Source organism: Reyranella massiliensis 521 (assembly GCF_000312425.1).
GTDB classification, from domain to species: Bacteria; Pseudomonadota; Alphaproteobacteria; order Reyranellales; family Reyranellaceae; genus Reyranella; species Reyranella massiliensis.
Map to the genome: position 1 here is coordinate 5,771,570 of NZ_HE997181.1, position 20,690 is coordinate 5,792,259.

Consider the following 20,690-nt stretch of genomic DNA (forward strand, 5'->3'; position numbering starts at 1 on the left):
CCCCGTTTCTGTCGCACTTTTTCCGATTGGGGAAAGGTGCGACACCTCACGCACTCTCTTTGTTCTTCTTGCGGGGCACGATCAGGTGCATCGCGCCCTCGGCCATCGCGATCATATTCGCCTCCCGCGTGTAGACTTCGGCCTGCTTCAGGGTCTCCCAACCGTAGATCGACATGAGCTGATGCGTCGTTGCCCCGTTCTCGGCCGCGATCTTGGCGCCGGCCTTGCGCAGGCCATGGGCCGAGCAATGAGACAGGCCGGCCTCTACGCAGCGGTCGTGGAACCAGTTGCCGAAGCTCTCGGGCGTGAACGGCGTACCCAGGGCCGACACGATGTAGACCAAATCGCCGGTCTCGCTCGCGTCGATGATCTCGCGAAGCTCGGGCAGGATTGGCAGGACGCGCTTCTTCGCCTTTGGCCGCTTCTTCTTCGTGATCGCCCGCGTCTTTGAGTTCTTCACTTCTGTGAAGTGCAGCGTCTCGTCGCGCTCGAACTGCTTTCCCAGCCTCACGGCGTCTGATCGACGGGTTCCCGTGCAGAGCAGGACGGCGAGCGCGAGGCGTGGCTTGGTGCCGATCGGGAAGTGGTTCTCGAACTGGCGGACCTCCTCCACGGTCCAAGTGTGCCAGCCGCCATCACGGCCGTGCAGGCGGGTTATGTCAGCCGTCGGATCGGTGGTCGCGATCTCTTCCTCGATCGCCCAGGCGAAGACTTGGCCCAGTGCCTTCAGGCGCCCGTTGGCAGCTTCCGGCTTGTCGAGCTTTTCGTCGCGGATCTGCCGGACATGCTTGGGGCGCATCTCGGCGAATGGCAGGTTGCCGCGCTCGAACTCGCCTCGGCTCGTCGCCACGATGCCGGTGCAGATCGATTCGAGGATCAGCCGTCGGACCCTCTGCGTGCTCCCGCCCAGGGTGAGGAAGTAGGCACTCTTGTAGTAGCCCTCGACCAGCCATCGCAGGGAATTGGGCTTGGCGAGTTCGATCTCGTTCCGGGGGCCGTTCGCTTTTGGCTTCGCATTCCCGTCCCGCGCGGCCTCGTACTCCTTCAGGAATTCGGGAGTACCAGGTGTGGCATACAGGCGGACCATCTTCTGGCCCTTGCGACGGTAGTAGATTCTCCCGTTCCCATGACGGTCCTTGTCCTGCAGCAGGTGCTTCAGCTCGACCTTCATCGCCTCCCCCTTGGCGACGCTCAGTCCCATGAGCTGCCACCGCCCTCATCGGGCAGCGCCTCAAAAGCCCTGTCAAGCTGGACCAGGTCCCACACGGTTGCCCCGTCGATCCGCTTCGGCCCCGGCATTCGACGGTCCTTGACCATCTCGTCGAACTTCGTCGGGCTGACACCGATGTAAGCGGCAGCTTCGATCCGGCGCAATCCTCGGCGAGGCTGCGACTGGGCGCGGAACTCGCGGCTGATGGCCGTCATGCTATCCCCGCTGCACGTTCGTCGACGGCTATCTTTGCAAATAGCGCAAACAACATGCGACCCGGCAACTGGTGCAGAAACTGCACAAGTTCAGGCTTGCCAGTGGTCACTTCGGATGCCTCGCGTTGAACTCCTCGATCACCTGGCAGACCCGCTCGTACTCTTCGCGGTCGGTGACGGAGAGGCGGTTGAGCTCGCGGACGTTTGCGAGCCACCAGGCTTCGAAGTCCGCGCGGTCGTTCCAGGGGCCGGCGATCATCGGGCGCCTTCCTGCCAAAGCCGATCATCAATTACGGCTTCGGACCACGGCCGCAGCCCGGCCTTCTCAATCTCGGCTCGGTTCTCCAGCGTGTCGATGATGATGCTCGTCTGGTAGTTGTCGCCCAAGGCGCCGAGCCACCGGACTTCCTGCAGGCGCGTCCGCAGCTCGTCGTTGCCTGTGAACTTCAGGCAATGCCCCTCGACGGACCAAGCGCCGTAGGTGTCCTGGCTGTAGAACTTCCCGCTCTCCCAGAGCTCGGCACTGAGTTGCGAGCGCGGGTCGACGCGTGAGATCCTGCCGTTGCTGCGATCACGCCAGACGAAGCGGCCATTGGTGTTGATCGTGTCCAGCACCTGGCGCTGCGGCACGCCGGCATACTTCGCGACCTCGGCGATGGTGGCGCGGTCCTTGAACTTCAGGACGGCCCGGATCGCGTCGAGGATGGGGCGCTCGGTCATTGCTTCGTCCCCGAGTGGTCGGCGATGGTGCCAATGCGCCACCACGACAGCCCGAGTGCCGTCGCGCGGACGGCGAGAACGGCGCGACACTGGCTACAGAAGACCCGCTTGGTGCCGCTGGCCAGCGCCCCGAGCGGATGGACGTCGCAGTTCCCCTTGTCGCAATAGTCGCGCCGTTCCTCGGTGAGATCGAAGGGGGCATCCGTCACGGCCAATCCTCCGGGTCCAACACATCACCCGGCTTCAACGCCAGTTCGGCGCCGGCGCGGGTGAGGTGGAACATTACGTCGCCCGGTGCGAGCAGCTTGCTCTCGCGCTTCCTCGCGAAGCCGGCCGCCACCATGGCTTCCCAGTCATCGAAATCGGTATGCCCCGGACCGGCGCAGAAGTGATTACGGAAGCTGACGAGGCGGCTCCGGGTCAGCCCCAGCGCGTGGCGGGCGAGCTCGATCTGGCGCGAGGTCATCATGTGGCCGCCTCGGCCGGTGCCGGATACGGCCAGTTCCAGAAGCTCTGATGCCCCTTGATCGGAATGATCGGCGTGAAGTGCTCGATCTCCGTCACAGGCCATGCCCAGTTGCTGACCTCGGCGCGGTCGCTGTCCGAATAGCCTTCGAACTGATCAGGCCAGAGCTCGTGCGACCGCTTCGGCGTGCCGAGCCGCACCGTGCCGAGCGCCGCCGATAGCGGAATCTTGCGGCGATCCATGACGATGTCTTCGAGGAAGGGGATGGCTTCGGTCTTCATCCCGCCCATGAATTCGCCGCGCTCGAACTGGCCAATGATGGCGGCGACTTCCTGCTTCTTGAGGAGGCGAGTCCCGGCATGGATGACGATGCGCTGCCCGATGACGTAACGAGGCGCCGGCCAGCCACGGAATTCGTAAGGCTTGTAGCCGGCCATGATCAGCGACGCCCAGGGTTGCCAGATCGTGAGAGCTTTCATTGGTTGGCGATCTCCAGAAGCACGTCGGCGTGACAGGGTTGGTCAAGGGCGCACCAGCACGCGAGATTCTTCCCGCGGAGCTCGGCACGGATAGTCTTTCGGTTTGTGTGTTCAGGGCCGTAGCCGCCGATGCAGACAAGATTGCCGACAACCCAAGGCGCGTCCGGGTCCCAGTCGATGCTGTTGCGGAATGCTTGGACACAATCCGCTGCGGTGCGGCAGGTCCTCCAACCTTTGGGCCGCACCTCGCCTTTCGCGTTGGTGTCGCCGCCTGGCGCTTCGGGATCATGCATGTTGTCGCCGATGCGCCATGGGTTACCCCAGCGATTCGGCCGCGCCACGGAAACAGTGTTGGGCGGCATCCTCCATCCCTTGCGTCGCGAGAGCTGCACGCGATAAGGACGGTCAACCATGACCCTGTCCCCCAAGGCCGTTGCAACGGCGCGTCGAAACCTCGCCCAGCGTATCGGGCGTCTCGTCACCACCTTGGAGAAGGAGGCCCGCGAGCCAACGGCATGGGAGGCGCACTACACGGTGACCGCGCTGCAGCTCCTCGAGGCCGACCGCTATCCCGACGGCGAGTGGACCATGCTGCATGCGGAGCGACCGGACATCTTCGATACGCCTATTCATCCGACGCCGCTGCCGGTCGAGGCCAACGTGGCCACCACGGCCGAGCTGCGGGCGCGGCTGACGGAGCTCTACGGGCAGGGGTGAGGCATCAGCCATCGGCACGCTCCGTCGCGGGGACCTGATAGGCGGCGGTGCTTTCCAGCACGGCGCGAAGGACATCGCCGGCAGCACCAGGGCAGTCACCGCGGATCAGGCGGTGTGCGTTCGCGACGGCCGCGCGGACCTCGCGCATCTCTGTCGAGAGTGCCCGCCGGCGCTCGACCTCGGCGGTGTTTGCCGCCAGGAGTTCGGTGACGCGGGCGTCGTGCCCGATCTGCTGTTGCTCTAGCGTCGCCGCTGCAAACCGCAACTCGCGAGCGATGGCGTCAGCATCGCCACCGGGGATCGGACCAAGTCGGTTGTCGATCTGGTCGGCGCGTTCGCGTAGCTCAATCGGGGTGATGTCGCACATGATCAGAACGCCGGCTCGCCGTCGTCATCGCCGGCGGCTTCATCGAAGGAAAGGGACTGCGCCGCTTGCGGTTCCGGCGCCGGCAGCAATGCCTCTGGCACGATCGCCTTGATCGGGCCCGGGCAGCGAGTACATCCGATCCGCGGTGTGCTGGCTCTTCCAAGCCGTCTCCTTCGTGCACGGCGTCATCCGGTAGAAGGACGAACCGCCTTGGAAGATCGCCGGCAGGAGCTGGCCGCTGAAGAGGACCTCGATCGCCGCCATCTTGGAGCCGAAGCGCTCGACCTCGGTGATGCGGCCGACCAGGGTGGTGTGGCCCATCAGCTCGACGATGGAGTAGTCCCCATCGGGCAGTGCCTCCCACGGGGCGGCTGGCGGCATGACTTCAACGGTGGGGGCTTCGGCAGTGGCTTCCATTGGCTTCTCCTTCAGTGATCAGCAGACGAGGGTGACGAGTTCTTCGATGCAGTCGTCGGCCTCGCAGTAGGCAGGCGGTGACGCTCCATCGCAGTCCGGGCAGGCGATCTCCTCGCGGCCGCAGTGACAGCCATCGCCGCCACAGAAGCAGAGGACGGTGCCGGTGCTGTCGCAGCTCGAGTACCAGAGGTCGCGCGTGGGGCGGCGAGTGGTCATAGTGTGAATACCACTTCAACGTAGTGCGTCTGAGGTTCGTCGAGAGCCTTGCGGAGGCGCTCGTATTCCTGCCGCAGAGCCAGCTCGGTGGTGTACTCGGTCAGCAGATCGTCGACAGCCTGGATCGTGCTCAGCGGATACGCGCGGTGCATTGCGTTGAAGACGCGCTCCCACTGCACGTGGGCAATGCGGGGCGGTCGACGGTGCCGATCGAGAAAATCGAGAGCTGCGCGGCAGGCAAGATATCGTTGGTCGAGGCGGGCGGTCATGTCGGGAACTCGCGGACGCGGAGATCCTCGGGCCATTCCGACCAGTCGCCGCCCTTGCGGTCCTTCAGCTTGATCGGCTCGTGACAGGACTGCGGCGACGGCCGATCGCCTGGCTTGGCGCCGAGCTGCTTCACGAAGCAGGCGACACCTGATGCCTTGCACTGCCCAACGATGCTGCGAGCCCATTCGAGCGCGAAGGGGCGGGAGCGGGGACCACTCTCTCCGCCAATGATGACCTGATGGATGCCCGTCAGGTCGAGCTCGCCAAGCCCCTCAAGCAGAGGCTCACACGACAGGAAGCGTATGGCCGCCGGCGTCGCGCGGAGGTCGGCGATGCGGGGCTTGCGCGCCCGATCTTCGACGGAAACGCCGAGCCAGACGTTCGGGAGCGGCCATTTATACTGGCGTATCTTGAGGCTACCGGCGTCCGTCCAGAGGTCGTCGTTCGACGTGTCGGTCATCTTTGGGAAATCTTCGAGAACGGCCTCGACCGCGATCTCGACTTGGTGTTTGCGGCCAGTTTCGCCGCCAGCCGGTATGTCAACGATCTCTCTGCCGACTTTGATGCGCTGAGCCGGCGTTCCCTGCCAGCGTTCCGCAAACCAAGTCCGCATCCGGTCAGCTCGCTTCGTCAGCACCTGAAATGTGTGCTGCGGGCAGAGCGCCATGACGGCGAACACCTTGTCGATCGCCTCGTCCGGCAGGTTGTCGTGGAACAGGTCGGACATGCTGTTGACGAAGATGCGGCGCGGGCGCTTCCACCGCAGCGGCAGGGTGAGCATGTCGTCGACCAGCGCCATCTTGCCGGTCCATCGGCCACCATGCGCCGAGCGCTCGGCAAAACCTTCGAACGGCTGGCCGGGACCGGAGAACCTGGCCGCGATCTTCTCGGCGTAGCAGCCGCCTTGATGGTTGGGGCCGCCGCAGCCGGGCGTGATGCGGGAGCATCCCCGGATGGGATTCCAGGTCGCGCCGGCCGAGCCGTCATCACCGCGGGTCCACTCGATCGATGTCTTGCCCATCAGTTCCTCCTGCGCTCGTTTCGCCGCCTGCGGTCGTACGCTCTGCGGCAAGTCAGGCAGACCCGGCCCTCCCGCTTGCCGCCGCGAAGCTTGGTGTTGGCGGCGGTGAATTCGTGGCCGTGCTTGCAATGTGTCCTTCGAGCCGCGCACCGAGCTCCGCGACACTTCGTGCAAATGGCTTTGACCATCAGCCGATGGGCTACCGCATACCCATGGGTATGAAACCATTCGTGCCGCCGCTCGCCCTTTGACCAAACGTGTCCGCAGTCGGAGCATGGAAGCTGGTTCGGGTGAGGGCGTCGGTCAGTACGCACCTCGACGTTGACACGAGCCCTGGCTTGGTTGCTGTCTCCTTCACGCGGCGGGAAGGGGGCGGGCCCGGGTCGGCCTGTCTCAGGGTTGATGGGCGGGCTACCGTGCCAGCCGATTGGATTCCCGGTGTGGCGTGATGCGAGGCAGTGCGCCGCCAATCCGTCGCTGCGAGTTCTGTCCTCGCCGAACGTTAAAGTGGGGTGCCATTCTTTGCAGCGCGTGCACCACCGAAAGCCAGATGCTCGCTGTGCTCGCCAGAAGGCGTGGGTGCAGCCGATGCGAGCGGCAGCCGCCTTCTCGATCCCGAGCGCGCTACCCATTCACCGTCTCCCCGTTGGCAATCGCTGTCAGCAGGAGCCGCAACTCTGACTTCATCGATCGGCCACGCTCGGCGGGGCGAACCCGGAGCCTGCGGACCACCTCGGGATCGAGCTGCCGGATCATCACGGTCGAGACCGTTGGCGCATCTTCGGCCATCGCTCAGCCCTCCCTCGTCGTGTCGAAGCCGGCTGCGTTCTTGGCCTCATTTCTTGCAGTGAAATGGGACACCGGCTTGGCAAGGACACGGGCGATCTCGCGGACCTCCTCGGCATCAGCGCTTTGGCCGGCGGCGTTAGCCAGGGCCAGGAGGGTGACGGCGACGCCGCCCATTTCCTGCGGGACCGTTCCGGCTGGCCGATCAAAAATGAAATCGACGAGGCGATGCGCCATGGCGGGAGTACCGCCGGCCGCTTGGTAGAGCTCGATGGCCTCCTCAAGGAGACGGACGCCACGTTGCGGCAGGCTGGAGGCGTGGCCGACACCGAAGGCAGCGGCGCACCATTTCCCGACGATCTCCTGGCGGCTGTCGCGGGGCATCACTTCGAGGGCAATCCGGTTGAGGTTGAGCATCGGTCAGCGCTCCGCGAATAGGATGTCGGACGCACGCACCGAGCCGCCGCCGGTTGTCACCAGCTGGCGTGCCGATAGGCGCTGGATGTACGCGTCCCGGCTCGACCGCTTGTAGCCGGTCGATTCGTCGATCGCGTCGCGCGCGAGGCCGTCGGGGTAGGCGTCGATCAGGCACGCCAGCACGCGGCGCTCGCCCTCCGGCAGCCGCTGGAGGTGGAAGTCGCGCAGCGCCTGGCCGGTTGGCAACGGGGCGTAATCCGCCCCCAGCGCCTCGATGCCCGCCGTTGTGGCGGTCAGGCGGTCACCGCCTTGCTCGATGTAGCCCTTCTCGCGGAGACGTTGCAGGTAGGCATCGCGCGATGACCGCTTGTAACCCGTGACGACCGTCAGCTGCTCGCGTGTCGCCCCGCCGGGCTGCTGGGCGATGCAGATCATGCAAGCCTTCTCGCCACGCGGCAGGATGGGCCCGCGCTCGCCGGTTGTGGAGGGCGGTCGAGCGCTGGCACCTGATGGAGGGGTGCTCGGGGCCTTGGCTGCTGCGGTTGATGCCGGAGAGGGGGCGAATGGCTGTCGGCGGTGGACGATGCCGGGCGTCGGCTCGGCCGAGGGAAGGTGCGGCATCGGGGCAAGAAGTCCCGCGCACGCGGCCTGTACCGCGTCGGTGAACGTCCTGATGCGCTCACCGTACATCTCGCGCACGAGCCGGGCTGCATCATCACGACCTGCACGGAAGCCGTCACCGTATGCGGTCTGGCGGGCTGATCGAATGGCATCCTCGTCGACTGTCGCTGCCGGCTTCTTCGCGACCTCGGCCTCCAGCTCCTTGATCCGCTTCTTCAACGTCGCGGGATCGTTTGCCTCGGCTTCCTTGACCGCGTCACCCATGATGGCGACCAGCTTGTCCCGGTCGACGGGGGCGGTTGCGACGTCGAGATCCGACGTCGAGGAGTCGGGCGTCGCCGAATTGTCGAAGGTCCAGATCGGCGGGAAGCGAACCATCTCGGCGACTTTGGCTTGGCCGGAACACAGCCACCCAGTGCCGGTCGGCAGAGAAGTCAGTGTCTCCAAGAAGCGGCCGAACACCTCCTTATCGACATGCCCCTTGAACCATTTCGATACCGGCTCGATGTCGGCGGGGTAGGTCAACTGGTGCGCGATGACAGTCTGGCAGGAGCCCAGCACGGAATTGTGGAGCTGTTGCGTCCGCTGCGTCGCCGCGATGATCCTGATACCCTTGGACCGGCCGGCCGTTGCTAGCTTCTTGGCGAAGTGGACCGTCATTGTTTCGCCACCGAAGCCGGCGCGTTCCTTCGGTGCGAACTCGTGCGCCTCCTCAAGGACAAGATGAACGACGCCGCGGATCTTGCGGAGAAGGGCGGGCGCGAAGTCGTTGAAGAAGGCCTGCAGGCCACCGGGTCCGAAGTCCGCCATATCGATGATCGAGAGCGGCAGCGATCCGGACCCTACGAGCTCTCCTATCGCCTTGCCGGTCGTCTCGTGCAGCGGGACGTGCCCGCGTGGCCCGCCGAGGATGTGGAAGGGCAGCCCCGGGCGCTTTCCGTTGGCGCTCGACGTGATACCCCACCAGTCCGACTTGATCGGATCGAGTACGCAGACCCTGGCAGCAGGATCCTTGGCAAGGATGTGCTCGACGATGCCCTTGGTGGTGAAGGTTTTCCCACCGCCCGTCATGCCGACAACGGCTATGTGCCCCTTGAGAGCGGCATCGGGGAGAGGATGATCAGTCTTCATTGCTCGGTGCTTTCTCCGCGGCGACGACGAGATCGGCCGCCATGGTCTCCAGTTGGTCATCACTCAGGCGGACGCCAACGCTGTCGGCTGTCTGCCAAAGCTTGTCGCGCCAGTAGTCGAGGGCGACGGTCATGCTGCATCCACCGCGGCTTCCCACTCCGGCCGCGCGTAGGTCTTGCAGAGGTCGCGAACGTTGGGGTTGCCGTCGTACCGGACGCGCCACCAGCGGTCGGCGTCGGCGACGATGACACCGACGCGGGTGCCACGCGGCCGAACGATCGGGCCGGCGTAAGCGGTGAGGGCGAAGCGGGCGCCGGGGGCGAGGTCGGTCATGCCGCGATCCTCTGAACCCTGCCGAAGCGCATGGTCCGCGCGGCCCGTCGCTCCAGCCAGGAGAGGTGCAGCCACAGCCGCTCCGGCACCTGACCCCGACGCCGTGCCTCGGCCAGGACCATGTCATGGTTGGCGGGATCGATCTCGAAGAGGAGCCACTCGCGACCATCGGAGGCCCTGACGCGAACGACGGGCTGGAACTCGATCCGAGTCCCGGTGCGCTCCATCCGCAGGCGATTGAACTCGCCGTTGTTCTTGAGGCGCACGATCTGGGTCGGGGTGAGGAGGCCGGTGGCCATCACGTCATTCCTTCATCTAAAGGCCCACGGGCCGGTCGGTGACCTGGGGGTTCCTGTCGCCACCGACCGAGACCCGCCTGCCGCGTCGCCATCCGGCCCAAGTGAGGCATTGGGCGACGACGCGGAAGCTCTGAACTCACTCCGCTTCGATGTGCTCCGGCAGTTCGCCGCGGCGGACCTCGAACTGGCGCATGGTCTCCGACTTCACGCGGCCCAGCTTTTCGAGGAAGTCCTTGTGCTCGGTCTCGATCTCGTCGACGTCGACCTTGACCTTTGCCAGCTCGAGCAGGTCGAGGATCGCCTTACGACGGGGCTCCTGGCCGACGATGCTGGCGTCGAGCTTCCACGGATTCTTGTTTGCGGTGAGGGTGCCGGCTTCGGGATCGTGGTCGTGTTCTGCTGTCGTGGCGTCCCGCTGTTCGTCGTCGTCGCTGTCGACTTCGGTGGCGTCCGCCGCGCCATTACTTTGCTCGGTGAAGTCGCCGCGCTTCGGCTCCACTGGCGATGTGGTAGCGACAACCTCCGCGTCGACTGGCTTGGCGCTCGTGGCGAGAGAACCGAAGGCGCCGATCTCTTCAACCGTGTATTCCTCGCCGAACTCCTCGGGGAATGCGCGGCGTAGCGCGCCAGCTTCGGCGCACTTCTCCAACATTTGACTCGGGCGTCGGCGCCACTGCTCGTTGGGCGCGTCTACATACCGGCTCTTCTTGTTGTAGAATTCGAGCCAGTAGACGGTGGGGCCGACGAAGCTCACCACGTTGCCTTGAACGATGCGCTTCACCGTGATGCGGCACCATTCTGGGAACGAGACCTCGGTCTCAGTCGACTTGTAGCTGTCACCATCCTTCTCGCTGTCGCGAAACTTGTGTGACTTCATCGGCCCGAATTCTGGTGACTCCATGCCGGCGTAACCCTTGGTGCGCATCGCGGTGGTGCGCAGCTCGGCAATTCCAGGCCACACCGTCTCCACCTCGGCCCGCTTCTTGGAGTCGTAGATCGGCACGATGTGGATGTTGCGCTTGTATGGATCGAGTCGACGGGCCTTGCAGTAGGAGAGCGCCAGAATGATGGCATCCGCTGTCCTGGCACCGGGCCACACGGACTCGCAGAGCACTTTCCAGCCGGCCTTATCTACGCCGAACCGATCGGTGACGGCTGGGTGGAAAGGAAGACGTGGCGGCTGGATGACGGCCACCTGATTGGTTGAAGATGCGGGGCGATCCTGCTGCTTTACGGCGGTGTTCTTGGCCACGGACATTCTCCTTGCTGATGTCGTTGTTAGAAGGGGATTTCGGTTTCGAGCGGCTTCGGCATCTCCGGCAGCACGATCTTCTTCCGCTTCAGCGCAGCAGGATTGATCAGCTCGCGGAGTTGGCCGGCGTATATGGCCCACTCGTCGACCTTGTTTTGGGCCTCGTTGCGCTCGCGGGCGGCGCGGGCAAGGTCGCGCTCCGCTTCAGAGCGCGCTCTATCAACGCCCTTTAATCGTGTCAGTTCGCCCGCGAGGTGCTCGATCCTCGCCAACAGGATGGACAGCCCGTCCTCGGAAACGACGTTCATACCGGCCGCTCCTCATGAACAAAGCGGATGCCCGGCGGCGCGGCATCGAGATCCTTTACCCGGCGGGCCTCTTCGTTGGCGGCCTGCAGCACCGCGGCCAGGGCGGCCTTACGTACAGTCGGGTGGTCCTTATAGCTATCGAGGGCCGCTGACTCGTCCTCGATGACGGCGCTCCAGTAGCTGCGCAGCGTCATGGCACGCCGGCCGGTCTCGCCACTCTTGATGGCGGCAGTCTCCGGCTTCTTCTCGGCTGCACGCTCGGCAGCCTTCGCCGCCTTGCTGGCCTCCTCGGCTTCCTTCGCGGCGCGGGCCGCATCCTGGCGCTCGAGCTCAAGCCGTTCCTGCTCCGCAGCCGCGGCGGTCTCGGCGGCGACACGATCCAACTCGGTCTGTTGTTCTGTCTCGGCAGCCCGTTTGCGCTCTTCTTCCTCGGCGGCGAGCCGGCGACGCTCCTCCTCAAGCCTGCGAGCGGCCTCGACGCGCTCCCGTTCCTTGCGCTCTGCTTCCTCACGGAGACGCCGGGCTTCAGCTTCTTGGGCAGCTTTCTCGGCAGCGATACGGTCGCGTTCCTTGATCAGCCAAGCACCGGCGCGATCGATGAGGCTTGTCACGACACCGTCGATTTCAACGATCGGTTCCTTGTATTTGGCCTTGATGCCGTCGATTGCGTCGTCGAGCGGCTTGATCTCTGACTTTTGGGCCGCGCCTAGTTTCTTCTTGGCGGCCTTCAGATGGGCGATGAGGTTGTTGGCTTGATTCGCCATATCGGCGTCGGTGATCTCGACGCACTCAATGATGAATGCTTCCGCCTCCGCGACGACCGAGGCGGCGTACTCCAACTCCAACTTGCCCGGCGGGTTGTTGCCGCCGATCTCGTGGCGGGCGTCCAGCGCTTCAACTGCCGTGTCCATGTCCTGTGTCCTTGTGGTGTTGCGCTGGCGCTACCGAACGACCGAGTCCGTGACGGGGAAGATCCGCACACCGTCAATTTTGAGATTGCACTTGCCGTCATGCGTCGCAGCGCGGATGGCGGCGGAAATGGCGCCGCGGCTGACCTCGAGATAAAGGCGCGGCACATCGGCCTCCTTCACGATCTCGAAATCGTAGGTGGTCCGCAGCGACGCGATGGCACCGAGGTCGGTCCGGGTGCGGCTCAGCTCGGCGTCCTTCGCCTTGGCGTCTTGGCCAGCGCGGTTCGCTCGCTGCGTCGCAACGGCTGCCGCGTCGCGGGCTTCGTCGGCCGCCTTCTGCTGAGCTTTGCGCTCATCCTGCTTCCGCTTGATCTCAGCGGCAGCGGCAGCAGCCTCCCGGTCGGCCTTCTCCTTGGCCTCGATGGCGTCACGATCGCGCTTGGCCTTGGCGTCAGCGGCATCTTGGGCGGCCTTTTCGCGTTCGGCCTTTGCCTTGGCAGCGGCCTCGTCGTCCGCGCGCTTCTTCGCATCGATCTCGGCCTGGCGTGCCGCCCGTTTCGCGGCCTCAGCGCGCTCGATCTCGGCCTTGGCTTCGGCCTTGCGACGGGCTTCGTCGTCGCGCCGCTTCTGCTCGGCAGCCTCGGCATCGCGCTTCGCCTTCTCCTCGGCAGCCTTGGCATCAGCCAGGCGCTTGGCCTCGGCGCGGCGCTTGCGCTCTTCCTCGGCTGCCTTCTCGGCGGCGATAGCCGTCGTCATCCTCCTCGACGCGATCGGTGCGGCCATCGATTTCGACGCACCAACGCGGCGACCGATCGAGCTCCTCGCCATCGACGACCGGAAGGCCAAACCAGATGCGAACAGGAACGCGGACGCCGTTGCGCACCAGTTTCATCGCGTAATGTCCGGCCAGGGGAGGCCACACAGGAACGGGCTCGGGCCGGCTCATATCAGGCGGTTCTCTTTGGCGAGCCATTCCGGGCAGGTCAGCGTGGCCGACCACCTGGGCCTCTTGACGTTGCTCATTTCGCACTGGCTTTTCGGCAGCCAGAGGATGTTGCCGATCTTGTTGGGATCGGCGATGCCCCATGCTTTATCCGTCTCGCGGCGGATGACGATATCGAGGTCGACCAGATCGGAACGGCCGGCGATCATGTCGGTGCTCCTTTGCTCGCCTTCATGCCAACCAGTTCGGCAGGCTCACTCTTCGCCAAGAATGTCGGGACACCCTGCTTTGCGGCGGCGATGAGCTCGGAAAGCTCCTCCGCGGCATCGTTGATGCGGCCGACGCGCATGAGGTCGCGCACACGTTCGGCCTTGGCGAGCTCGGCGGCGGTCATTTTGCCAACCGCAGATTGGCGGGCCTGACGGCTGCGGGCCCGCTTTGTTGTGGCCATACGGCCCCTTGCCTCGCCACGCCGAGCCAAGCCGTGCCATGCTCGGCCGCGCCCTTTGGCGGCAAACTCTTCATCACTTCACCCGCTCGCATCGGGTTTTCGTGCCGCTTGCGACGACAAGCGCGACGCCGCGAACATCCATCTCGCAGGCCACTTTGCTGACCGGCCTTCCGCGCGGTTTGCAGGGTTCGGCAGGCGGGCAAACCACAACGATATGGGTGCGGTGTTCTTCGGCCGGCTCCACGAGCGCCTCGACCGCAGCGCCAGCACGCGGTGCGTAGAGCACGATCGCTGCGAGGCCGATGATCAGCGTGGCGGCCACGCACATGTTGAAGGCGCGGCTCATGCCGGGCCGGGAGCTATCGGGCACGGGGCGCTTCCAGTTCAGCGACCGCGTCATCGCTGCATGCAGCTCCTGGCGGCCGTCGGTCATGCCCGTGCCCCTTGGAACATGCCGATCACGGCGTCAGCGATAGCCAGATTGGCTGCGGCTCTCGCGGCGTACTCATCCGGGAAGTCGCCGGCCAGTACCTCGCCGGTCCACATGTTCTTGACGCGCCATGACCGGCCATCGGACCAAGCGCGGAACTGCGTCACGGTCTCGCTGATCTCCTGCCGGGACGGCACGCGGGCGACGGTGACGCTCATGCGGACCCCATCGGCGGATAGGGATCGATGCCAGCCTGCATCGCCAAGCTCGCGGCGAAGACGTCGGCCGGTGGGACGCCGCAGTTGCGCACGATGAAGTTGACGGCATTCGCAGCCATGACGGCGCGGGTTGCGCCATCAGGTGCGCCGCGTAGGACGTCGACGACGTTGCAGAGCAGGGCTTCCGAGATCTCGCGGGCCAGCTTCGGCTTGCCGGTCTTGTCGTGCCACGCATCGCTGGCGTCGACGATGGCAGCGGCGAGCTCGACGACGTGCCCGCTGTCGACGTCGGCGCTGATGGTGATGTCGAGATCGAGGGGCATCGTTCAGCCCTCCGCCTTGATGCCAGCCGTTTCAGCGTGGGCAATGGCGTCCAGCAAGGGACGCTCGATCGCATCCGCAAGCGCAACGCCGCTATCACTGATTGCTTTCAGCGCTGCCAGCAGCTCGCGGCCAACCGCATCGCGCACAAGCACAGCGACGGCTTCAGCGTCGTCGGCTACGGCCTCGAACTTGGTGCGGTCGATGCGGCCGCACTTCAGCAGGTCGTCGACCAGCCGCTCGTAGGCGTCGATGTCGAGTGCGGCCTGCTCCGCCAGCGTCTCCACCGGCAGCGCCTTCTCGGAAGCATCCGCTGCCTCGTAGAGTGCGTTTGCCAGCGCGCGGGCCTCGGTGGCCGTCATCGGCATGTTGATGTTCGGAAGTCCGATCCCGCCGAAGGTCAGGCCGACGCGGTCAGCGCGCAGCTGGGCCGCCCAGCCGCGGACGTGCTCGCCGATCTGAAAGCGGAAGAGGGGTACGTCGACCATCACGCCACCAGCGGAGACGGATCGACGAGGCGGAGGCGGGGAGCACCCTTCGGGGGCTCCGGCGTCGCCGACGGGTTCGGCGACAGATCCTCCGGCCAGCAACGGAAGTAGCAGAGGCCCCACGACCGGATGAACGCGCAGACGTACTGGCGCGGCCGGCGATAGAGCGGGCTGTGGTCGATCGTGTGGACCGTACCGACGCCGTACTCACGGTGCTGGATGATGTCGCCCACGCGGTGGATGGCGGGGCTTCCGATTGGGCGGTGGTCGTCGGGGCGGGTGATGTCGGGCATTCGCTCCTCGTCGGTGACGGGAGGAACTTAGAGTGGGCAATAGCCCACTGTCAATGGGCAATGTCCCACTTTGAGCTCAGACGACCGGCGCGTACCTTCTGCCCCACGAGGTTGTGGTGGGTGAACCTCAGTCCGCTAGAGGTGGTGGGAGGCGCTTGTGGAGTTTGTCGTCGTCATCGTTTGGCTGTTGCTGGCGATCGTCGTTGGGCACATCGCCGGAGAAAAGGGGCGGAGTCGGATTGGCTTCTTTCTGTTGGCCCTGTTCTTGAGCCCAATAATCGGCTTTCTGGCCGTAATCGCGATACCGAACAACAGAGCGACGAACTCACCATCTGCGCCGCGGCAGGGGAATGACTTTGTTCTCTGCCATCAATGTAGGAAGCCGCGACGCGCCGACTCTCTCAGTTGTCCAAAATGTGGGGCTGGCCAACCAGATCCGCATGCAGGTCAGAAGAAGTGTCATGCATGCGCAGAGTGGATTCTCGCTGAGGCAAAGAAGTGCAAACATTGCAGTGAGCCGCAGCCAGTTTAGCGGGGCTGGGCGATCGCGCCTGCGATCTCTGCCCAGTTCATAATTGTGGGAAGTGGGAGGATGGAATGCTCGTTGGTGGCGCTTTAGTCATGGTCGTTGGTGTGCTCGTCGGGTTCTTCAGTTTGGGAGGCGGAGCCTTTGGGGTTGCCTTAGGCCTGCCGGCTGGCGCCGCGATCTTCGCTTTAGGGGCGATGCTCGCTATTGCTGGTGCGATCGTGAATGCAATTGAGGCACACAAGAACGCCGTGCTGGCTGAATCGCGCGCCGCCCGAGACGACTTCAAGGTCGGCATAAAGTCGCTATGGGACCAACTCGATCGTGTGCGCACGAACACAGAGCAGGGTGCGCCGATCCCTGTTTATGGAACCACGCCGATACAACACAAGACGCAGTGATCCGGATTGAAGCCACGATCATGCCGCGGCTTGCACTGGCGATCGCTGGAGCAATGGCACTGGGCATGCCGGCAGCAGCCCAAACCATCACCGACGGCGACACTCTCCGCATGAACGGCGTCACCTATCGCCTACATGGAATCGACGCCCCGGAGGCCAAGCAGGACTGCCCCGATGGCTGGCCTGCCGGTCGAATGGCCACAACGCGCCTGCAGGAGCTAATCAGCGGCCGCACCGTAATCTGCCAGGAGAAGGATCGCGATCGCTACGGCCGGACGGTGGCCGTCTGCCGCGCCGGCGCTGAAGACATCGGCGCCATCATGGTTCGTGACGGCATGGCCTGGGCGTTCACGCGGTACAGCCAGGACTATGTTCAGCAGGAGGAGCGGGCGAAGGCCGAACGGCTAGGGGTGCACGGGCACCGCTGCGCGCCGGCGTGGGAGTGGCGGGCGGGGCAGAGGCGATAGCTACTTAACCGCGCGCGCGATTGTAAAGACGAGCCCCGATAGTGTTATCGCCACGCCAACAAACCAACCAGCCATTGCCCATGTGTTGGGAAGTTGGGAAAGCTTGCCGGCAGTCTCATTGGCGACCTTGATGAGGCTCTTCAAATCAACTTGAGTTTCCCGCGCTCCGGTCACCAGCGCATCCACCTTGGTGTCGATGGTGGCGAGCTTGACCTCTAGAGCCGAGACGCGCTTTTCAAGATCGGACATGCCGCCATTGTGCCCGCCATCGCCGCCCTTCCGCAATATGCCTGACGCACTGTCGTGGACGAGACGGAGCAGGTTCTTACTCTCCTCTTGGCTCATTGCTTGCCGTTCCTTCCTTGCTCGCGCGCAACTCTGTTTGTTTCTTCATTGCCCGGATGGTTGCTTTCAATCTGGCGTCGAGCTCACTGATCAACTGCTCGATTTCCATGGCATTGACGGACTCACGAACCGCTGGAACTTTCTGCAACTCCTTTAGTGCCAGGAACGCCACAGCCGTCATGCCCAAGAGGTCCGTCGCTAGATAGAGCGGCAGTTCGGCATTCGATACGCGTTCCGCTTCCAACATCGAGTTTGGAACGTCATCGCCTTCGTTGCTTGGAGTCATGGTGGCCGCCGACTGTTGATAACCATTGCATCCTCATTCCTAAGTTCGCTTGCTCCGCCACCTTCGCCCCAATGAACGCCACCGAGCGTGTTGCTACATCACATCCTCGCCCATACGCCGATCACGCGGCCATAAATGTGCACCTCGTCGAGCGACCGCTCATAGGTTTCGTATCGGGGATTGTCGCTCTTCAGCAGCACTTTCGGCGGCTGACTATTCGGGACGAGCTCAATCCGCTTGAGCACCATCCCGATTCCATCCCAGCACAAGAACATGCCTGGAGGCGACGGCCGCCGATCTCGAGTGTCGACCATCACCGGCTGGCCGGGGAACAATGTCGGCTCCTGGCTGTCGCCTCTGACTTCATCAATGAACACGCCATCTGGTGCCGCGCCGAACCGCTGGCGGAACCCTGCGGCGGGAAAGGTGAACTCTCCAACAGCCTGATCACGCGCGATTTCAATGTCACCGTCACCGCCTGGGCCAGCGGTAGCAAAGGTCCGAACCTCGAAGATCGTGATCGAGTCGGGCGTGCGAATGGGGGTGTGGCGATTTTCGCCCGTGAGATCTGCCACCGTGCATCCAAGCGCTTTGGCCAGGGCGGCCAACACCGCATGCGAGGGATTCGCTGAATGCCCGCGCCGAATATCCCGAACGGCATCGCGTCCCAGTCCGGCCTTCTTGGCGAGTGTGATATCGGTGAGCCCGAGGGGCTTGGATCGCCGGTCGATCTCTTTGAGCAGGGTCCCAATCATGTGGGATTCATCCCACGCAAGGAGTGGGCGGCCAAAGTGGGGTAATGCCCATTGACAGTGGGCAATGGCCCACTATACGTTGCGGCATGTCCACTGTGACCAATCTCCTTTCTGAAATTGACGCGTTCCTTGGGGACACTGGAGTCGCCGAAACAACCTTTGGGCGGCGCGCTGTCAACGACGGCAAGTTCGTGAAGAGACTGCGGGAAGGAGCCGGGATCACCGTCGCGACCGTTGATCGCGTCCAGGCTTACATCGTCGAGCAACGCAAGCTCATGTCATCCCCCAAGCGTCGGAAGGCCGCCTGATGCGCAGCCTCGCCCCCAACGCCTATGCCGATGATGCCGGCCTGTCGCTGGCGCCGGCCGCAGCCGATCCCATCGAGGTCGATGTTGCACGCATCCGCCTCGACCAATTCCTGATCCGCCACTTCGAACTTACCGGCATCGTCGTGCTTGGGGGTGGAACCCGCCTCGCGTCTGATCCCTCTGCCGCCCAACCGGCGAAGGCGTGATCGATGCGGGGCGGGGGCTACGCGAAAAAAGACGAGGCCAGCCAGGCGGGCGTGGGGCGCCTTAGTGCTGACTGGCCTCGCCCGGCGCCAACCCCCCGGCGCCATCTCGAATTCATGCGCGGTAGAGCAGCAGCAGCTCGGCAGGTTCATACCCAGCAGGTCGGGGGTGCAATTCCCTCCCGCGCTACCAACCCCGCGGCCCGGTGCCCCCGGCCGCTGGCGGCGATCGCCCCCACCGATACCCACGCGATCGCCGCCACCCCTAACTTCGTCGTGTCCGCATTCGCGCGTCTCGCTGTCCAGGCCGTCGCGCGTCTGCGTCTCTGCGTGTCCTTTAATGTGACCTCCAACCTCCATGCCCGTTTTTTCGCGCATGGAGATCGCCAATGTCCTCGCACTCGATTGCTCGCATTTTTCAAAGCGAGCGCGCCGTCAATTTCCAAGCTTCGACGGCTAGGAATCTACAGGCCAAGTCGATGAGCAAGATCGACTTCACCTCTCACGAATACACTTCCGGCATCGCGGCCGCGTTGCGCGATGACTATGCCGGCACATCGATGGTCAAGGTGATCTGTGAAGACACAGGCGCATCCGTAGGTGCCGTCAAGAACTGGCTCGCCGAAGTCAACGGGCCCGGCGGCGAACACCTCGTCAAACTCATGGCCGCTTCCCCGGCGGTCCGGCGCTTCATCGACATCGTCACTGGTCGAGATGACGCCCTCTCCCGAGCCGAGAAGCGGCTCCACACAATCGCCCAACTGATCGAGAGCAATCGATGACACCACTCGACAAGAAGCGAGACTGGCGCGTCCTCGCGCAAGGCGCCATCGGTATCGAAATCGCGCTGTGCGGCTTTGGCGCCGGAAAGAGCCTCTTCCACGTCTACGTTCACCTCGGCGTGGTGACGATCTATGTCACGTCACGGCGGCTCGATCGGATGATCAAGCTCTATCGCGACATCCTCAGCAAAGCGAAGGAGCGCGAATAGTGGTTGACGGGTTCGACCTTATTTCTGCCGCGCCCTGCGGTGAGATGGACTGTCGATGACGATCGACGCCAACGAACAGGAGGTCCGCGACCTCCTCTCCCTGATTGATGCCTACGACAAGTTCGGCAAGGTGATCCCGACGGCGAAGCCCGCGCTGGAGGAGATCGCCAAGAAGTTCGCCACCATGACCGAGACCGCGCGCCTCTACGGTCTTGCCCTCGATCCCATCGCGGCCGAACGGAAGAAGGTCACGGAACGCTATGCCCGCGACTTCATCGACCAGTTCGTCGATCCGCTGGCGGTCGAACTGCGCGCCCTCGACGACGAGCGCAAGGACGCCATCGCCAGCGCGGAGTACATCCGCGATCACGTCGCAAACGTCTATGTCGACATCAACAAGATCACGGAGACCTTCCTTAAGCGCGAAAGCGATCTTCGAGAGCAGGCCTATGACGGTGCCTTGAAGTCGTTGGACGATGCGATCCGGCGGATGACGCCGGGTGGCGACCTTGCCAACATGAGCGACACCGCCACGCTGGCCGGTCTCAAGGCGACCTTTGATGCCACGACGGCGCAGGCCATGGCCGGCAACAGCGCCGCCATTGCCCGCCTGACCGGCGAGGGGACCGCGCTGGCCGAATACGGCAGCCGCTACTACGCCGGCAACGCCGACTACAACGCGCTGCGCGACGAGATCCTGGCCATCTTCATGCAGGTCCAGGCCCAGCTCCAGCCCTCGACCAGCACACCGGCCGGGCAGGGCGGTCAGGCCGATCCCAATGCCGCCGCCACGGCGCAGCTCGTGCAGCAGCTCATGGCCGCAAATCAGCAGCAGGCCCAGCGGATCGACGGCCTTCTGGCCGAGCTGACCCGCACGACCGGACTGCTGAACCGCTACCTCGGCCGGGCGGCCTGACATGGCGGCGATCGAATACAGGGACGGCGCGCCGCCGCTCGGCCAGTTCGGCAATCCGCTGGAGCCCTGGCCGTTCAATGCGGGGGCGTCGCCGCTGGAGCTCGCCGCGCATCGCGGCAAGGCCTACTTGCTGGTCGCCGAGCCAATAGACGCCACACAGGGCATCCAGCTTGGCATCTTCGGGCCGCTTGG

General features: G+C 64.4%; 42 protein-coding genes and 1 tRNA gene. 10 read left to right on the top strand and 33 right to left on the bottom strand.

All coding sequences use genetic code 11. The features are described 5' to 3' along the window. Positions 1-46 precede the first annotated feature (46 nt). The 8 genes from BN60_RS28210 to BN60_RS28240 form a co-directional block, all read right to left on the bottom strand. The gene (locus tag BN60_RS28210) at positions 47-1,201 is read right to left on the bottom strand and encodes a tyrosine-type recombinase/integrase (protein WP_020699553.1); all 1,155 of its coding nucleotides are present in this window, start codon (positions 1,199-1,201) and stop codon (positions 47-49) included. After that, positions 1,192-1,425, bottom strand: a complete 234-nt coding sequence (locus tag BN60_RS28215) for a hypothetical protein (protein WP_020699554.1) — start codon at positions 1,423-1,425, stop codon at positions 1,192-1,194. The genes BN60_RS28210 and BN60_RS28215 overlap by 10 nt, the downstream gene beginning before the upstream one ends. Before the next feature lie 106 nt (positions 1,426-1,531). Beyond that, entirely contained in the window at positions 1,532-1,684 is a 153-nt protein-coding gene (locus tag BN60_RS31115; protein WP_020699555.1) for a hypothetical protein, read from the bottom strand. Continuing rightward, positions 1,681-2,145 (bottom strand): hypothetical protein, encoded by a 465-nt coding sequence (locus BN60_RS28220; RefSeq protein ID WP_020699556.1) that lies wholly within the window; start codon positions 2,143-2,145, stop codon positions 1,681-1,683. Before BN60_RS28220 ends, BN60_RS31115 begins: the two co-directional genes overlap by 4 nt. Then, positions 2,142-2,354 (bottom strand): hypothetical protein, encoded by a 213-nt coding sequence (locus BN60_RS28225; RefSeq protein WP_020699557.1) that lies wholly within the window; start codon positions 2,352-2,354, stop codon positions 2,142-2,144. The genes BN60_RS28220 and BN60_RS28225 overlap by 4 nt, the downstream gene beginning before the upstream one ends. Next, a complete protein-coding gene (locus BN60_RS28230) occupies positions 2,351-2,614 on the bottom strand; it encodes a hypothetical protein (protein ID WP_020699558.1) in 264 nt (87 codons plus the stop codon). The genes BN60_RS28225 and BN60_RS28230 overlap by 4 nt, the downstream gene beginning before the upstream one ends. Beyond that, positions 2,611-3,090 (bottom strand): ASCH domain-containing protein, encoded by a 480-nt coding sequence (locus BN60_RS28235; RefSeq protein ID WP_020699559.1) that lies wholly within the window; start codon positions 3,088-3,090, stop codon positions 2,611-2,613. Before BN60_RS28235 ends, BN60_RS28230 begins: the two co-directional genes overlap by 4 nt. Continuing rightward, positions 3,087-3,503 carry a DUF4326 domain-containing protein gene (locus BN60_RS28240; RefSeq protein ID WP_043284429.1) on the bottom strand — a complete coding sequence of 139 codons (417 nt, stop codon included), beginning with the start codon at positions 3,501-3,503 and terminating at the stop codon, positions 3,087-3,089. Before BN60_RS28240 ends, BN60_RS28235 begins: the two co-directional genes overlap by 4 nt. On the opposite strand from BN60_RS28240, the gene BN60_RS28245 reads away from it, so the two are divergent. Continuing rightward, complete coding sequence (locus tag BN60_RS28245) at positions 3,502-3,807, top strand: hypothetical protein (protein ID WP_020699561.1); 306 nt, start codon at positions 3,502-3,504, stop codon at positions 3,805-3,807. The two genes, BN60_RS28240 and BN60_RS28245, sit on opposite strands and share 2 nt — an antisense overlap. A gap of 4 nt (positions 3,808-3,811) precedes the next feature. Here BN60_RS28245 and BN60_RS28250 read toward each other — a convergent pair whose 3' ends face one another. The 22 genes from BN60_RS28250 to BN60_RS28350 form a co-directional block, all read right to left on the bottom strand. Beyond that, a complete protein-coding gene (locus BN60_RS28250) occupies positions 3,812-4,174 on the bottom strand; it encodes a hypothetical protein (RefSeq protein ID WP_020699562.1) in 363 nt (120 codons plus the stop codon). Between the two features lie 39 nt (positions 4,175-4,213). After that, positions 4,214-4,591, bottom strand: coding sequence for a hypothetical protein (locus BN60_RS28255; protein ID WP_020699563.1), 378 nt, complete (start codon positions 4,589-4,591; stop codon positions 4,214-4,216). A gap of 18 nt (positions 4,592-4,609) precedes the next feature. Continuing rightward, positions 4,610-4,807, bottom strand: a complete 198-nt coding sequence (locus tag BN60_RS28260) for a hypothetical protein (RefSeq protein ID WP_020699564.1) — start codon at positions 4,805-4,807, stop codon at positions 4,610-4,612. Then, positions 4,804-5,076 carry a hypothetical protein gene (locus BN60_RS28265; protein WP_020699565.1) on the bottom strand — a complete coding sequence of 91 codons (273 nt, stop codon included), beginning with the start codon at positions 5,074-5,076 and terminating at the stop codon, positions 4,804-4,806. Before BN60_RS28265 ends, BN60_RS28260 begins: the two co-directional genes overlap by 4 nt. After that, positions 5,073-6,098, bottom strand: coding sequence for a DUF5131 family protein (locus tag BN60_RS28270; RefSeq protein WP_020699566.1), 1,026 nt, complete (start codon positions 6,096-6,098; stop codon positions 5,073-5,075). Before BN60_RS28270 ends, BN60_RS28265 begins: the two co-directional genes overlap by 4 nt. Positions 6,099-6,722: 624 nt before the next feature. After that, a complete protein-coding gene (locus BN60_RS31120; RefSeq protein WP_020699567.1) occupies positions 6,723-6,887 on the bottom strand; it encodes a FitA-like ribbon-helix-helix domain-containing protein in 165 nt (54 codons plus the stop codon). A 3-nt stretch (positions 6,888-6,890) separates the two neighbouring features. Beyond that, positions 6,891-7,301, bottom strand: a complete 411-nt coding sequence (locus BN60_RS28280) for a hypothetical protein (RefSeq protein WP_020699568.1) — start codon at positions 7,299-7,301, stop codon at positions 6,891-6,893. 3 nt (positions 7,302-7,304) lie between these two features. Then, positions 7,305-9,053 carry a helicase HerA domain-containing protein gene (locus BN60_RS28285; RefSeq protein ID WP_020699569.1) on the bottom strand — a complete coding sequence of 583 codons (1,749 nt, stop codon included), beginning with the start codon at positions 9,051-9,053 and terminating at the stop codon, positions 7,305-7,307. Continuing rightward, entirely contained in the window at positions 9,043-9,186 is a 144-nt protein-coding gene (locus tag BN60_RS31125) for a hypothetical protein (protein WP_020699570.1), read from the bottom strand. The genes BN60_RS28285 and BN60_RS31125 overlap by 11 nt, the downstream gene beginning before the upstream one ends. After that, complete coding sequence (locus tag BN60_RS28290; protein WP_020699571.1) at positions 9,183-9,386, bottom strand: hypothetical protein; 204 nt, start codon at positions 9,384-9,386, stop codon at positions 9,183-9,185. The genes BN60_RS31125 and BN60_RS28290 overlap by 4 nt, the downstream gene beginning before the upstream one ends. Next, on the bottom strand, positions 9,383-9,685 hold the full coding sequence (locus BN60_RS28295) for a DUF2958 domain-containing protein (protein WP_020699572.1): 303 nt from the start codon (positions 9,683-9,685) through the stop codon (positions 9,383-9,385). The genes BN60_RS28290 and BN60_RS28295 overlap by 4 nt, the downstream gene beginning before the upstream one ends. Positions 9,686-9,821: 136 nt before the next feature. Then, positions 9,822-10,937, bottom strand: coding sequence for a phage recombination protein Bet (bet, locus tag BN60_RS29330; protein WP_051150203.1), 1,116 nt, complete (start codon positions 10,935-10,937; stop codon positions 9,822-9,824). A 26-nt stretch (positions 10,938-10,963) separates the two neighbouring features. Continuing rightward, positions 10,964-11,245 carry a hypothetical protein gene (locus BN60_RS28305; RefSeq protein ID WP_020699574.1) on the bottom strand — a complete coding sequence of 94 codons (282 nt, stop codon included), beginning with the start codon at positions 11,243-11,245 and terminating at the stop codon, positions 10,964-10,966. Further along, complete coding sequence (locus tag BN60_RS28310; protein WP_020699575.1) at positions 11,242-12,156, bottom strand: hypothetical protein; 915 nt, start codon at positions 12,154-12,156, stop codon at positions 11,242-11,244. The genes BN60_RS28305 and BN60_RS28310 overlap by 4 nt, the downstream gene beginning before the upstream one ends. 30 nt (positions 12,157-12,186) lie before the next feature. Beyond that, complete coding sequence (locus tag BN60_RS28315) at positions 12,187-12,912, bottom strand: hypothetical protein (protein ID WP_051150204.1); 726 nt, start codon at positions 12,910-12,912, stop codon at positions 12,187-12,189. Positions 12,913-13,098: 186 nt separating this feature from the next. Next, positions 13,099-13,308: a hypothetical protein gene (locus tag BN60_RS28320; protein ID WP_020699576.1), complete on the bottom strand. Its 210-nt coding sequence runs from the start codon at positions 13,306-13,308 to the stop codon at positions 13,099-13,101. Further along, positions 13,305-13,493 (bottom strand): hypothetical protein, encoded by a 189-nt coding sequence (locus BN60_RS28325; RefSeq protein ID WP_020699577.1) that lies wholly within the window; start codon positions 13,491-13,493, stop codon positions 13,305-13,307. Before BN60_RS28325 ends, BN60_RS28320 begins: the two co-directional genes overlap by 4 nt. A 130-nt stretch (positions 13,494-13,623) precedes the next feature. Next, positions 13,624-13,983 (bottom strand): hypothetical protein, encoded by a 360-nt coding sequence (locus BN60_RS28330; RefSeq protein ID WP_020699578.1) that lies wholly within the window; start codon positions 13,981-13,983, stop codon positions 13,624-13,626. Then, positions 13,980-14,198, bottom strand: coding sequence for a hypothetical protein (locus BN60_RS28335; RefSeq protein ID WP_020699579.1), 219 nt, complete (start codon positions 14,196-14,198; stop codon positions 13,980-13,982). Before BN60_RS28335 ends, BN60_RS28330 begins: the two co-directional genes overlap by 4 nt. Then, positions 14,195-14,521 (bottom strand): hypothetical protein, encoded by a 327-nt coding sequence (locus BN60_RS28340; protein ID WP_020699580.1) that lies wholly within the window; start codon positions 14,519-14,521, stop codon positions 14,195-14,197. Before BN60_RS28340 ends, BN60_RS28335 begins: the two co-directional genes overlap by 4 nt. Positions 14,522-14,524: 3 nt before the next feature. After that, positions 14,525-15,007 carry a hypothetical protein gene (locus BN60_RS28345; protein ID WP_020699581.1) on the bottom strand — a complete coding sequence of 161 codons (483 nt, stop codon included), beginning with the start codon at positions 15,005-15,007 and terminating at the stop codon, positions 14,525-14,527. Beyond that, on the bottom strand, positions 15,007-15,300 hold the full coding sequence (locus tag BN60_RS28350) for a hypothetical protein (RefSeq protein ID WP_020699582.1): 294 nt from the start codon (positions 15,298-15,300) through the stop codon (positions 15,007-15,009). Before BN60_RS28350 ends, BN60_RS28345 begins: the two co-directional genes overlap by 1 nt. Before the next feature lie 597 nt (positions 15,301-15,897). Between BN60_RS28350 and BN60_RS30635 the strand changes: the two genes are divergently transcribed. Both BN60_RS30635 and BN60_RS28360 read left to right on the top strand, forming a co-directional pair. After that, entirely contained in the window at positions 15,898-16,227 is a 330-nt protein-coding gene (locus BN60_RS30635) for a hypothetical protein (RefSeq protein WP_020699583.1), read from the top strand. Continuing rightward, positions 16,224-16,694 (top strand): thermonuclease family protein, encoded by a 471-nt coding sequence (locus BN60_RS28360; protein WP_020699584.1) that lies wholly within the window; start codon positions 16,224-16,226, stop codon positions 16,692-16,694. Before BN60_RS30635 ends, BN60_RS28360 begins: the two co-directional genes overlap by 4 nt. Here BN60_RS28360 and BN60_RS28365 read toward each other — a convergent pair whose 3' ends face one another. The 3 genes from BN60_RS28365 to BN60_RS29335 all read right to left on the bottom strand — a co-directional run bounded on the left by BN60_RS28365 (position 16,695) and on the right by BN60_RS29335 (position 18,080). Beyond that, entirely contained in the window at positions 16,695-17,039 is a 345-nt protein-coding gene (locus tag BN60_RS28365) for a hypothetical protein (RefSeq protein WP_020699585.1), read from the bottom strand. Beyond that, on the bottom strand, positions 17,020-17,325 hold the full coding sequence (locus tag BN60_RS28370) for a hypothetical protein (protein ID WP_148283545.1): 306 nt from the start codon (positions 17,323-17,325) through the stop codon (positions 17,020-17,022). The genes BN60_RS28365 and BN60_RS28370 overlap by 20 nt, the downstream gene beginning before the upstream one ends. A gap of 98 nt (positions 17,326-17,423) precedes the next feature. Further along, positions 17,424-18,080, bottom strand: a complete 657-nt coding sequence (locus BN60_RS29335; protein WP_020699587.1) for a S24 family peptidase — start codon at positions 18,078-18,080, stop codon at positions 17,424-17,426. A gap of 86 nt (positions 18,081-18,166) precedes the next feature. Here BN60_RS29335 and BN60_RS28385 point away from each other — a divergent pair, with 86 nt between their 5' ends. From BN60_RS28385 to BN60_RS28415, 7 genes are all read left to right on the top strand, one after another. Beyond that, the gene (locus BN60_RS28385) at positions 18,167-18,388 is read left to right on the top strand and encodes a hypothetical protein (protein WP_043284434.1); all 222 of its coding nucleotides are present in this window, start codon (positions 18,167-18,169) and stop codon (positions 18,386-18,388) included. After that, positions 18,388-18,594, top strand: coding sequence for a hypothetical protein (locus tag BN60_RS28390; protein ID WP_020699589.1), 207 nt, complete (start codon positions 18,388-18,390; stop codon positions 18,592-18,594). The genes BN60_RS28385 and BN60_RS28390 overlap by 1 nt, the downstream gene beginning before the upstream one ends. A 115-nt stretch (positions 18,595-18,709) precedes the next feature. Then, positions 18,710-18,784: transfer RNA gene (locus BN60_RS28395), tRNA-Met, on the top strand. 286 nt (positions 18,785-19,070) lie between these two features. Further along, positions 19,071-19,373 (top strand): XRE family transcriptional regulator, encoded by a 303-nt coding sequence (locus tag BN60_RS29340; protein WP_148283546.1) that lies wholly within the window; start codon positions 19,071-19,073, stop codon positions 19,371-19,373. Beyond that, positions 19,370-19,582, top strand: coding sequence for a hypothetical protein (locus BN60_RS28405; protein WP_020699591.1), 213 nt, complete (start codon positions 19,370-19,372; stop codon positions 19,580-19,582). Before BN60_RS29340 ends, BN60_RS28405 begins: the two co-directional genes overlap by 4 nt. A gap of 55 nt (positions 19,583-19,637) precedes the next feature. Further along, complete coding sequence (locus tag BN60_RS28410; protein WP_020699592.1) at positions 19,638-20,498, top strand: hypothetical protein; 861 nt, start codon at positions 19,638-19,640, stop codon at positions 20,496-20,498. Between the two features lies 1 nt (position 20,499). Next, the coding region (locus BN60_RS28415) for a hypothetical protein (protein ID WP_043284436.1) at positions 20,500-20,690 on the top strand (191 nt) is incomplete at its 3' end.